Genomic DNA, 14,349 nt, shown 5'->3' with positions numbered 1-14,349 from the left:
ACAACGCAGCAACAAAAAAAAGGTTATTATTCCGTATTACCTGTGTCGAAAAGCATAGTTTAAGCTTACGGAATGACAAATGTTTCCATCTGTAATTCAGCTAAATTACTTAAAGTTACTTTAATATAAAATGTAAGACTCCGAAAACTTTATAGATTATCTTTTAAGTGTAAAATGCCCTTTAAGTTCTTCTCCGCTATGTAGTGTGATTAAGTACCAATAATCATTGGTTTCTAAATTATAACCTCGGTATGTTCCATCCCAAAATTTAGAACTCGGCGAAACTTGCTTTAGAAGTTTACCGTATCTATTAAAAATTAGGATTTCTTTAATGGTATTTTGAGTATCTGTTATTAACCAGGTATCATTAAAGGTATCCCCATTGGGTGTGAAAAATAAAGGAATATTTATTTCTTGAATACTATCGATTGTAAACGGAATAGATTTTACTACACAACCATTTTCATCTTGAACCACTAAGGTGTGTATGCCATTTGCAAGATCTGTAAACGTTGGATTTGTTTGCGTAGCTCCAGTGTCTACTGCGTAGATATAGTTTATGGACGTGTCTGTCATACTAACCGTTAAAGTATTTTCAATAATGGTAATATTAGAAGCATCCAGTGTGAAATCTGTAGCTGGATAGATGGTTACATCAAAAGTGGTTTCATTATCACAAGTATTAGGAGCAGTCCCGGATATATTATAAATAAAAATAGTTTGCGATGTAGTGATCATATCACCAGCATTAAGTGGTGTTCCGCTACCATTGCTTGCAGTAAAATAGTTTCCGTTAGTAAGTATTGGTAAGGTGTAACTTGTACAAACTGCTTGATCAGATAAAGTATCTACAGGAGGATTCCCGGTTACCGTAATGGTGAAATTAGATTCGTTAGAACAAGTGTCAGGAGCAGTGCCAACTTGGTTGTAAATAAAAATAGTTTGTGTAGCTGTAATGTTATCGCCAATGTTCAGTTGTGTTCCGCCACCATTGGTTGCTGTGTAATAGTTTCCGTTGGTAATAGAAGGTAGTGTGTAACTTGCACAAACAGTTTCGTTAGAAACGGTATCTACAGGAGGCGTTCCACTTACTGTAATGGTGAAGTTCGTTTCGTTATCACAGGTATTAGGAGGCGTTCCAGATATATTATAAATATAAATAGTTTGCGATGTAGTGATCATATCGCCAACATTTAATTGCGTTCCTCCACCATTGGTTGCGGTATAATAGTTTCCGTTTGTTAATGTAGGTAAGGTATAACTTGTACAAACCGCTTCACTAGATATGGTATCTACAGCAGGATTCCCGGTTACCGTAATGGTAAAATTGGATTCGTTAGAACAGGTGTTAGGAGCAGTCCCAACTTGGTTGTAAATAAAAATAGTTTGTGTGGCTGTAATGTTATCTCCAATGTTCAGTTGTGTTCCGCCACCATTGGTTGCTGTGTAATAATTTCCGTTAGTAATAGAAGGTAAAGTGTAACTAGCACAAACGGTTTCGCTAGAAACGGTATCTACAGGAGGCGTTCCGCTTACTGTAATGGTGAAACTCGTTTCGTTATCACAGGTATTAGGAGGTGTTCCAGAAATATTATAAATAAAAATAGTTTGCGATGTAGTGATCATATCGCCAACATTTAATTGCGTTCCGCCACCATTGGTTGCAGTATAATAGTTTCCGTTTGTTAATGTAGGTAAGGTATAACTTGTACAAACCGTTTCGCTTGACAGTGTATCGACTTCCACATTACCAACATGTAATTGCGCCGCATTCGTAACTAAATCACAACTAGTCGAATTGACTTCGCAATAATATTGATTCGCATCAAAAGTTAAAGGCGCATTGGTAATAGTTAATGTATCTGTTGTAGCTCCAGAATAATTTGCATCATTGACTACGTTTACCCAGTTTCCTGCACTGTTTAAAACTTTCCATTGGTAGGTGTATGTTTCGGTACCAGAGATAGAAATTGTAAAAGTAGCAGTGCCATTTTCACAAATGGTTTGTGAAGTTGGATTTGTAATCGTTGGCGTATTATTCGGAATTGGATCTGCAGTATGCGAACCTAGATCGGAGCAATCTTCATTAGAATTTATAGACCAATCACTAGCAGTATAAGTAGTTTGGGTTACGGCAGCATCGGGGTTTCTAATAATGGTATATCCTTTATCTGCAGGAGCATTAACAATATCGATTAAGGTACCGTTTTTAAAAAGTTTAAATTCATCATTTTCGTTAATTCCTGTGCCAACATTAAAATCAGCAGTTAATGAAGGGCAATCAGAACCACTTCCTAATATAATAATAAAAGTGTCTAAAGGAGGTATGGTTCCTAGTACGTTATAGGTTTGGCTTGGTGCAGCATTTCCAATATCACCAAAACGCTCAATAATATAAACGCCATCTAAAACAATAGGAGTATTTGTTGGATTATATAATTCAATAACCGCATAACTTCCCGAAAACGCATCATAAATTTCAGAAATATAAACATCTGCAGTAGTACATTCGGAAGCTAATAACGTAAAGTCTGTTGCCGAGTTTCCTACACAGCCACCAGTACTAGTAATAGTTATATTAGAAGATGCTGAAATTCCAGCAGGAATAAAAGCTTCAATTTCATTATCGTTAATGATAGTGAAGGTAGTACTTATTCCGTCGAATGCTACTGTTGCTGCAGTAGTGAAATCACTTCCGCTAATGTAAACTAATGTGTCTTCTGGTCCACTAGAAGGGAAAAAAGAAGTTACAACTGGAGCAGGACATATTGCTTCTAATTTTAAAACCCATAAATCTTGGTCACCTTTAGGGTTTGCAATGTCTCCATTAGTAGATTCACTTAAGCCAGTAAAAACATGCCCTCCATCATTTGTTTGAACAATGTTATATCCTCCATCTTTATTTGTTCCTCCAAAGGAAGATTCCCAAATAATATTACCCAAACTATCTGTTTTAACTATCCAAGCATCACTTGAATCACCTGATAAACCTGCATTTCCATTATGATTAGATACATATTGGTCATTAGAATTCGAAAAGTGTATTAACGTATAACCATTATCTGCATCTTGTGACATAGAAAATAGTAATTCGTCATGTAAGCCTCCAAAAGGTTTTTGCCACTCTATGGAACCATTAACATCTAATTTTGTGATATAAGAATCTGGATAATAAGATGTAAGAGTTCCATTAACGATACCATTAGTAGAAGATTGGCTGGAGCTTACTAGAAAGCCATTATCATTTGTGTTAATTACGTTTACTCCTTCAACGGTAGAAAATATGTTGTTATTCCAAGATTGTTTCCAAGTAATAACTCCATTAATATCTAGTTTAACAACCCAACTACCATTAGAAATACCTTGTAATGGTAATCTATCTCCATCTGAAGAATCGGATTTTCCAGAAACTAAATAACCATTATCTGTGGTTTCAACAATAGAAGTAGAAATATCTATATCGGAGCCACCAATAGCATTTTTCCACATTATATTTCCTGAAGCGTTTAACTTTAATACCCAAAAATCATAATTACCATGAGCTCCTGTTACATCTCCATCATTAGAGTTTGAATAACCAGTAACTATAAAGTTTCCATCAAAAGTTTCTTCCACTTTTCTACAAAAATCATAACCTGTTCCTCCAAATGTTTTTTCCCATTGTAAATTACCTAAACTATCAATTTTAAAAATCCAATAATCTGCACTACCTTTATTAACGGATACATCAAAATCATTAGAGTACGAGGTAGCAGATATAATATAGCCTCCATCTGAAGTTTGATCTACCCAACTAACATTATCATTAAGAGAACCTCCATACGTTTTTTTCCATATGATATCTCCATCTGGATTTAATTTTAATAGAAAAACATCATAACCTCCATTATTTGAAGTAACATCTCCGTCATTGGAATAGGTATCTCCTGCAACTAAATATCCTAAATCTGTTGTTTGTATTATTTTTTTACCTAAATCGGCCTGCGTTCCACCGTAATTTTTACTCCATGCTATGTTTGGAACTTGTGCAAAAGTATGCAATGCTGCTAATAAGAAAAGTAATGTAACTTTTTTCATTCTATCAATTTTATTTTAAGTAATTATGAACCTTAATTTAAAGTTAGGTGACTGTTTTTTAATGTTTTAAAGCAAAATGTCCTTGGTGTATTTTTCCATTAGAAAAAGTAGCAACAAACCAATAATCTGAAGTTGGTCAGTTATTACCATCAAATGTATCATCAAAACCTGAATTTTGTGGGTTTTCTTGTTTTAAAGGCGTTGCTTGCATTGTAAATAAAAAAAGTACAAATAAAAACAAGTAAAAGTTTAATAGGTTTCATTAGCTATAATTAGGGCGCAAAAATAATTAATATTTAATTTCTTACGTTATGTGATTGTTACCTTATAAAAAAAAGGAACCTTATTTGAAAAATAAGGCTCCTAAATATATAATAAAATATTAGATTAATAAAGAATACTTAAACTATACGTTATTTATTAAGGTATACCCAACCTATATATCTTTGTTTTGTAGCATTGGCATCGTTAAGGTGTAATACATAAAAGTAGGTTCCTACAGGGAGTGTTTTATCTGTACTTAAAAGACCTTTATTCGCTTTTCCGTGCCATTTATTATCGTTGTTTCCTTTGAAAATAAGTGATCCGTAACGGTTATAAATTTCTAGGCTATGATTTGTGTACGTGTCATAAAGTCCTTGAATATTAAACCATTCGTTAATTCCGTCTCCATTTGGAGAAAATCCGTTAGGAATTACTATGGCATCCAGATTAACAAGAACCTCAAAAGAAATAGATTTAGAAACACAACCATTTGCATCTTCCACATAAAGCGTATGTGTTCCGTTAGAGAGGTTGGTAAAAGTTTCGTCTAGTTGAAAATCTCCACTATCGACTGCATACATATAATTAATTGTCGTATCATTCATTGTTACTGTTAATACATCTTCATTTACAGTAAGGTTATTTGCTTCAAGCGTAAAATCTGTAGCAGGTAAAATGGTAATATCAAAACTAGTTTCGTTAGTACATGTAGCTACGGAATTGTATATATAAACCGTTTGTGAAGTGGTAATCACATCACCAGCAATAAGTGTTGTTCCCGTTCCATTAGTTGCTGTGAAATAATTACCATTCGTTATTGTTGGTAACACATATTGGGAACATGCTTCGGCATTATTAAGTGTGTCTACTAAAGGCATTTGGTTTATGGTAACGGTAAAGCTAGATTCGTTAGAACAATTGTTAGGTGCAGTACCTAATTCTATATAAATATATACTGTTTGTGACGAAGTAATAGCGTCGCCAGCGGATAATGCGGTTCCTGTTCCGTTGGTTCCTGTAAAGTAATTACCATTGGTTAAAGTTGGTAAGGCATAGCTATCACATGCCGTTTGATTTGCTAGAGTATCTACTGTTGGTGTGCCATTTATGGTAACGGTAAAACTGCTTTCGTTAGTACATGTTCCTACAGTATTATAAATATAAATGGTTTGTGTCGTTGAAATTACAGCACCTGCATTTAAAGCAGTTCCAGAACCATTGGTTGCCGTAAAATAGTTTCCGTTAGTAAGTGTTGGAAGCGTATATGAAGTACATACAGAAACACTAGATAAAGTATCCACGCTTGGAGCAGGAGTTATTGTAACTATAAAACTACTTTGGTTGGTACAAGCACCTGTTACATTATAAATGTAAATAGTTTGTGAAGTCGAAATAATATCGCCAGTAGTAAGTGCAGTTCCTGTTCCGTTAGTTCCAGTAAAATAATTACCATTAGTTAAGGTAGGTAAAGTATAACTTTCGCAAACCGTTTGATTGGTTAAAGTATCTACAGCAATAATACCAATTTCTAATTGCGCTGCATTGGTTATCAGTGTACACGAAGGCGAAGTGATTTCGCAATAATATTGGTTATCATTAAAACTTACAGGAACACTATTAAGGGTTAATGTACCCGTTGTAGCACCTGAATAATTCGCGTTATTGTTTACGTTTACCCAGTTTCCGGAAGCGTTAAGTGTTTTCCATTGGTATGAAAATGTTCCAGAATCTTCGGAAGCTGTAAAAGTAGTTGTCCCATTTTCACAAATCGATTGTGAAGTAGGATGCGTAATGTTTGGTGTGTTATCTGGAATTGCATCTGCAGTATGTACACCTAAATCGGAACAATTTTCTTGAGAACTGATAGACCAATCACTAGCATTATATGTGGTTTGGGGAATGGTAGCATCTGCATTTCTAATAATACTATATCCTCTTTCGTCTGGAGCATGCACATTATCTATGATGACACCATTTTTTAAAAGTTCAAATTCATCATTGTCATTAATTCCTGAGGGAATATTAAAATCTACACTTAATGAAGGACAATCTGTACCACTTCCCATTTGAATTATAAAAGTACTCAAAGGAGGTATCGTTCCTGTGATATTATTAAAGATATTGTTTGGCGCCGTATTTCCAATTTCACCATATCTCAAAATCTCATAGATACCATCTATTACTACGGAAGCATTGGTTGGGTTATACAATTCTATAACGGCGTATTCTCCAGAAACTGCATCATAAATTTCGGAAATATAAATTTCTGCCGTAGTACATTCTGAAGCTAACAACGTGAAGTTTGACGCAGATGTTCCTGTGCAGCCTCCGGTACTTATAATGGAAATAGTAGAAGAATCGCTAGTTCCTGCAGGAATAAAAGTGGTTATTTCGGTATCACTAATAATATTAAAAGTAGTATTTACTCCTCCAAAGGTTACAGCATTAGCTGTGTTAAAGTTACTTCCAGTAATGGTAATTAAGGTGTTTTCTGGTCCTGAAGAAGGCGAGAAAGAAGTGATAATAGCAGCAGGACATTCTACTGTTGTATTACTGTTTTTAACAAGATTGGTATTGCTAGATGTACTAGTGGTAGTAAATAATAAAAGCGCAATAGAACAGAATAGAGTAATAGTTTTTTTCATTAAATAATTTTAAGGATGGTAAAAATAATAAAAAATATAATAGACAATGTGATGCTATTGTAAACAATAATTAACGCACTAAAGCGAAATGTCCTCGGTAGGTTTTTCCGTTAGAAAAACGAACGACAAACCAATAATCTGACGACGGTAAATTTTCGCCGTTAAATGTACCATTAAAACCTTGACTTTGCGGCTTTATTTGTTTTAAAAGTTTGCCATACCTATCAAAAATTTGAATAATCATGGTTGCTTTAAAATCTAAATCGACACCTAATGGCATCCAAGTTTCGTTATAATAGTCCCCATTTGGTGTGAAATACGAAGGGAAACCTAAAACGTAAATAATTTCTTCGACGGTACCGCAACCATTTTTATCTCGTATGTACGCTATGTGTTCTCCTGCGGAAATATTAGTAAAAATAGGACTGTCTTGGTAGTTGCCATTATCATCATCTAATGTGAATTCGTAATCTCCAATTCCTGAAACGGTAATAGTAATCGTATTGTTTGGCGCAACACCAGAAACAGAAACGGATTCTACAAAGGCTGTATCTTTAGGTTCTACAACGATATCTCTAGTAGCGGAACAGCCATCTGGATGCGTTACTATTACAGTATAGGTACCAACTTCATTAATGTTTATGGTCTCGCTTGTAAAAGGTGTAGGTACAGTATTGAATAGCCATTGATAGGTGAAATCTCCAGGAGCACCAAGGAGTAAACCAGCTTCTAATGGAATAGTGTTTGGGTACGTATTTAAACAGTAGTTTGTAGTTTCGTCTGCTAAAAGAATCGGTGTGTATTTCATCGATAGCATTACTGTACTAACTGCAAAACAACTGCTTCCGTTGGTGATAAGCACATAAATGGTTTCTGTATTTTGAATCGTATTGGTATAGTTGCCGTTGATGCTATTTGTTGCTGCTAGTAAGTCTGCTTCCGAAGGAAAAAATGTAATGGTAGATCCGGCAGGAACTTGTGTCTCTATTTGGGAACGCAGTAGGTTTAAATCAAATTCCGTAAAACCATCTACAGGAAAATTATCACATGCTTCAAAAGGAGCAATAGTAACGACGTTATTTGAAATATCTAAAAGCAATTCTGCGACAGCGAAACAACCAAACTGATTTTGTACACGCGCAAAAACGGTTTGTAACACCATCGTGTTTTCGAAAACTGTTGCACTTAGTATTTCATCTATTTCATCTTCTGCATCTACAGCATATAGATAGTAATTAGTGACAAAATCTCCACCAACGGTGACGATATCTTGTTGCGCATCGAATAGGTTGTAGGTTGTAATTCCGTCTTGATTTAAATCACAAGCTATTAATGTGGCGTCGTTTACAATTGGTTTTGTTCCATATTCTACAGTGATTTCTCCAGACGTTACGCAGGTAGTAGGATAGGTAATAGTAATGCTATATGTACCAGCATCTAGAATGGTATAGGTTGGACTAGTTGCCCCTGCAATTGGTAAACTATTTTTAAACCAAGTATAGCCTGTAGCTCCAGTTTGGGTAGCATCTAGATCTAAAGTTTCGTTTTCACATAAAGAGTTTCTAGTAGCAAAAAGTCTATCTATACCAAGATCAATATCCGAAGTAAAACTTCCAGCTTCTAAAAAAACAGCAGAGTCATATCTATAATTTTGCTCATCTGCAATTACTAGTTTTACATGATAGGTAACATTAGGAGTAATGGTTGCTGTAGCGGTTAGTACAGTGGTTTGTCCGTTGAAATTTATTGGAGCAGAAGCGTTGTTCCAACCACCAAAGAAAGTTTCATTAATTGGGTTGCAAGCACCTGGAATACCAGAATGCACTGTGGTTACTTTTACAGGCGTGTTGGTTCCTGGAACTAATGCTATATTGGTGTAGTTTGTAGAAGTTGTTGGACGAATTAAAAAGCCAAACAAATCGGAGTACTGACAGGTATTATTATTTCCTTCTTGGTATTCTTCGGAAGCAAATAAATAACGAAAGCTTATTTGGTTACTAAGCGATTGAAAATCAAATTCTAAAATGGTTGCGTTTATAGTATTGTTTTCGTTTAAAGCAGTTTCTAGATCATTATCTCCAGACCAACCTGGGGCATCATCATCGCTTAAACTACTATTAGGACCCGGAACATTAGATAATCTTCCGGTGCTTAAAACCAAACCATTTGCTATAGGAAAGGTGGTTCCGGAAGCATCAAAATAACCATAACTTTGGTCTGTTCCATTAAAATTACCACCTTCTACATTAGTAACAACAACATTACTAATACATTCACTATTAATTAAAATGTCTTCAATAAGTTGTTGTGGCGTGTAGGTAGTATGATCTACTTGTATGTTTTGCGAGAATAGCAAACAAGTAAAAAGAGATAACAAAACCGTAAAGCAATTCTTCATTACATATAATTGGATTGCAAATATAAAGAAGTGTTACGTTTTATAAGGAAAATGATATGTTAAAGAAATTGGGATTTGTATTTATCGCTTTAGCGTAAAGTTTCCTTTAAGTTCAAACTTTTTACCGTCTTGTATTACTTCTGCAAGAAACCAATAATCACTTGTTGGCATGTTTTGTCCTCTGTAGGTTCCGTCCCAACCTGGAGAAGTATGAGAAAGTGTTTTCAATAGTTTTCCGTATCTATCAAAAACATAGACAATGGTTCCTGTAAGTTGATTAACACCAGTAATGTGCCAAGTATCATTATAGCCATCGTTATTTGGTGTCATGAATAGTGGCGTATCTATAATTATAATTTCTTTAGTAGTAGACGCACAACCATTGGCATCTAAAACGGTAATAACATGTGGTCCAAGTGTTACATTATTAAAAAAGTTAGATTCTTGTGCAGGACCATTATCTAGAATGTAGAAGTAATCTCCAATACCACTAATGGTAACCGTAATATTATTAGGATCTGAAAAATCTACTTGCTCGGTAAACTCAATAGTTGCTTGTTCGGATTCTATTACATTAAAAGTTGCAAAAGTGGTACAACCAAAAGCTGTAGTAACCGTTACCGAATAACTTCCTATTGCTGTTATTTCAATTTCTGAAGTTGTAGCGTTTGTAGACCAAGCATATGTATCATTAGTAAATCCAGTGTTTGCGCTAACTATTAGTGGAAGACTTTCTAAACAGATGGTTTGGTCTTCAATTTCTAGAATAGGTTTTCTGTGTACAATAGTATTAAAGTTTGTTACCGTATAACATAAGGTAGTCTTGTTTTCTAAACGTATGTAAAAGGTTTGTCCATCAAAGGCAGCAAAGTTTAAATCTGAAATAGCATTTTCGTTAGTATTTGCTTCGTCTTCTAATTCAAAATAAGTAACTGTAAAATCATTTGGATTTTGACTGCCTAAAACGATGGCAGTTTGTTCTTCTAAATTAAACTGTTGTATTTCGTCATAGTCATCATCACAGGCTTCTAAATCGGTTAACGTATTAGCTATCGGACTACTATTTACTTGTAGAACAAAAGAAGAGGTAGCGTGGCAGTTTGAATTCGTGTTTTCTGCTCTTACATAAATCGTATCATTATTAGAAAGATAGGTGTAATTTGTGTTTAACGGATTTTGTGCATTTTCAGCATCATTAAGAGTACTATAAAAAGTGACAGCAACGTTAGTAGTATCATCTATTAAGCTTTCTGTTGTTTCGGAAAGATTAAAGGTGTTGTCTTCATTATCACAAGTTTCTACATTTGAAATTGTATTTATTGTTGGCGGCACGTCTACAATTAGCTCTATTGGTACAGCGACATAACATAATGAAATGGTGCTTGTAATTTTAATATATGCGGTTTGCGGATTGGTAGTATTAGTATAGTTGCTTGGGTTGTTTATTATATTGGTATGTGCTTCTACATCGTTAAAAGAGGGATGGTATGTTATTGCAATATCATTTTGTCTTACTCCTAAAACATCAATTTCTACAGCTGTTAAATCAAAATTTGTAAGTCCGTCGGTATCCGTATCGCATTTTCTTAATGGACCTGTAGGGTTTACATTTGGTACTTGTATAATATTTAATCCGAATTGTGAAATACCATGACAATAGGTTCCGTTTTCTATTCTTGTATAAATTTGTTGCGGATTATCTGTGTTTTGATAGATCAGCGGAAGGCTATTCTCTTCATTTTCTGCATCATCAAAAGAAAGGTAAAATGTAATGGTTAAATTTTCGGTGCTAGAAGCAGACATTTCAGCTACCTTTTCAGAAAAATCAAAGGTTTCTATTCCATCATTGGCAATATCATCACAAACTATAAAATCCACTGGAGCCGTGAATTCAGGAATCAATCCTACTTCAATTTCAAAAGAAGTGGTGTCAAAACAATCGTGGTCTGAGTAATTTTCTACACGAATAAATATTTCTTGTGGATTTTCGGTGTTTTGATACACTGCGTTTTTATCTATTATGTTTGTTCTGTCTATTGCGTCTTGTGCGGTTTCAAAATATAAAACCTGTTTCCCAGGTTGTCCATTTAAGATTTCCGCATCTTTTTCATTAAAAATAAAATCTCCTGTTTGATCGCCATCTGTTTCACAATGTCTAAAATTAGTAATTGTAGTAAAGACAGGTTGTGTGTTTACCGTTATTTCAAAAATAACAAGAGCGAAACAAGTGGTGATATCACTTTCTACCCGTGTATAAATGGTTTGCGTATTTGCGTTGTATGCAGTTGTGTTGGTTATTGCATTGTTATTTGTATTTGCATCATTTATTGAAGTGTGAAAAGTGATCGTTAAATTAGAAGTGCTGGTTATTATTTCCGCTATTTTATCCTCTAGATTTACTAGGTACAAAGCATCATAATCATCATCACAAATAACAATATCGTTGGGTTGCATAACTGTAGGAGCAGGAATCACTTGTATTTCTAACTCGGCAACATCATAACAGCCTGTGGCAGTATTTCTAACTCGTGTATATACTATTTGCGGATTTGTTGTGTTTGTGTAAAAAGGAGGTAATGCGTTTTCATTATTATCTGCATTTTCTTCTGTTAAAAAATATTTTACAGCAGCATTTGCGATGCCATCACTTACATAATCGTTAAAATCTTCTAAAGAAATAGCGGTATATCCATCATCATCTGTATCGCAATAATCCACCGTGTCTAATGGTTGAATAATGGTTGCTGGATCAATAATTAAATTAATGTTTGAAAAGTAAATACATTCAGGTGTTTCAATGGTAACATATAAAGTATGCGGACTCTCTGTTATTGTGTAAAGTACCGACTTGTCAATTTCGTTTTGATCATTGGTTTGGTCGTTTTCTGTTTCATAAAAAGTAACAGTAGCGTCTTCTATATTATTTGCAATTATATTGCCAACAGTATCTAAATTAAATTCAACAATACCATCATTAGAAGCATCGTCACATTTACTAAAATCTCTAATAGCAGTTCCAGATTGTAATAAGTTTGCATGTAACTCTACTGTAGATATAGAAGCACAACCGGTATTGTTGCTTACCACTCTAATAAATACAATTTGTGTATTTGGTATTGTATTATTAAAATTTTGATAATCTATAATTGGGTTATCTCCCGTTTGTGCATCTGCATACGTTACATGAAATGTTATGGTAACATCTGTTAAGCCTTCTAATACATCAGGGATTATGGTAGATAAATCAAAAGAAGCTAAACCATCATCATCTGGTTCACAAGCGTTAATTTGCTGCGTGTCTGTGTTAATATCTGGATTTTCTAAAACATTAATAACTAGTGTTGTTGTGCTCACACAACCAGTAGAAGTATCGACAACACTTACAAAAAGTTGCTCTGTTGTGCTGGTATTTGGATACGGCATCGCAATTGGATTTGCTGCAGTATCCGCGTCTATTTGCGAGTAATGATAGTTTACAATATATCCCGTGTTTCCGCCAGTAATTTCATCGTTTTTCACCGATAAATCTATCGTTGTAAAACCATCTGAAGTAGCATCATCGCAAACATCTAGTTGTGTTGGATCTATAATTGTTGGTAAAGGATTTACTATTAAATTAAAAGTAGAAAATGCTAAACAACCATTATCTGTATCTTCAATTCTTACATGAATTAGTTGTGGATTCGTTCCGTTTATAATAGGAGCAGTAATTGCATTGTTTCCGGCTTGTGCGTTAGAATTTGTATAGTGGTAACTTATATTGTAATTAGACATTGGAACAGATGCTAAAACTTCGGCATCCATTGTAGAAAGATCGAAGGTCTCTTCTTCATCATTACTAATATCGTCACAGATTTCGTAATCTTCAATATTTCCAGCAGATTGTTCTGAACTTAATGTGACAAGGATTTCATCTGTGATCTCACAAATGGTACTACCAATTGGCATCGTTACTACAACTTGATATAAACCAGACTGTGTTACGTTTTTTATATGCGGTGGTGTTTCGTTAGGGATTAAAGTGCTATTTAAAAACCATTCATAGGTCGCTAAAGGGTTTTCTGTGTCGGCATTTAGGGAAACGGAATCGGCACATGTTGTAATATCTGGGCCTAAATCTACCGTAGCATTAAAACTATTTCCTTCAATAAAAACAGCAGAATCATAATTTTGATCGTCTTGATCTGCAATTACTAACTTTATATGATATTGTACATTTGGTAGAATAGTTGCTGTAGCAGAAAGCACCGTAGTTCGTCCATTAAAATTCGTGTCGCCAACGTTATAGCCGTCAAAATACATTTCGTTTTCGGCAGCACAATGACCAACAATTTCGTCGTGTATGGTACTTGTGTTTACCGGTATGTTAGTTCCTGGTACCACTGCAATATTGGTATATGTAGTTGTGCCAACTTCTCTTAAAAGGAATGCAAAGCCATCCGAGTATTCACAAGGATATGTTGCATAATATTCTTCGGAAGCTAAAATATAATTGAACTGAATTTGGTTGGTAACCGACACAAAATCGAATTCAATAGATGTTGCATTTACGGTGTTTGAAATACCAAGAGCCGTTTCTATATCTGGATCTGCTCCCCAATTTTCATCTCCATCATGCATGTTATTGGCATTGGTGGAATTACCAGCGGAAACCGAATTCCCTGTAGATAATAGAATCCCGTTTTCAAAAGGGAAATTGGAAGTTCCTTTTTCAAAATAACCATAACTAGTTAGTCCATTGATGCTTCCGTTTACATTAGAAACTATATTGGAAACTTCTACACAACCTTGAATTAGATTATTCTCTATAAGTTGCTGGGGTGTTTGTGTGTTGTCTATTGAAATTTGTTGCGAAAACGAGTTTTGCAAAAAGCAGCTGCTTACTAAAAGGCATGTGAATAGTAGCTTTAGCTTATGGATTGTTTTTATTGAACTCTTTTTCAATTTATTAGGGCTTTATTTCTA

At 34.6% G+C, this 14,349-nt stretch carries 4 protein-coding genes; all 4 read right to left on the bottom strand.

The window, feature by feature from the left end:
* Window positions 1-156: 156 nt before the first annotated feature.
* A complete protein-coding gene (locus ACVCXO_RS07045) occupies window positions 157-4,077 on the bottom strand; it encodes a T9SS type B sorting domain-containing protein (protein WP_452228886.1) in 3,921 nt (1,306 codons plus the stop codon).
* Between the two features lie 413 nt (window positions 4,078-4,490).
* Complete coding sequence (locus tag ACVCXO_RS07040) at window positions 4,491-6,986, bottom strand: T9SS type B sorting domain-containing protein (RefSeq protein WP_452228885.1); 2,496 nt, start codon at window positions 6,984-6,986, stop codon at window positions 4,491-4,493.
* Window positions 6,987-7,056: 70 nt separating this feature from the next.
* Window positions 7,057-9,384 carry a choice-of-anchor L domain-containing protein gene (locus ACVCXO_RS07035; protein ID WP_452228884.1) on the bottom strand — a complete coding sequence of 776 codons (2,328 nt, stop codon included), beginning with the start codon at window positions 9,382-9,384 and terminating at the stop codon, window positions 7,057-7,059.
* An 81-nt stretch (window positions 9,385-9,465) separates the two neighbouring features.
* Window positions 9,466-14,253 (bottom strand): choice-of-anchor L domain-containing protein, encoded by a 4,788-nt coding sequence (locus tag ACVCXO_RS07030; RefSeq protein ID WP_452228883.1) that lies wholly within the window; start codon window positions 14,251-14,253, stop codon window positions 9,466-9,468.
* Window positions 14,254-14,349 lie beyond the last annotated feature (96 nt).

It is taken from the genome of Lacinutrix sp. MEBiC02404 (assembly GCF_053601575.1).
This window is presented reverse-complemented; position numbering and strand designations above follow the sequence as displayed.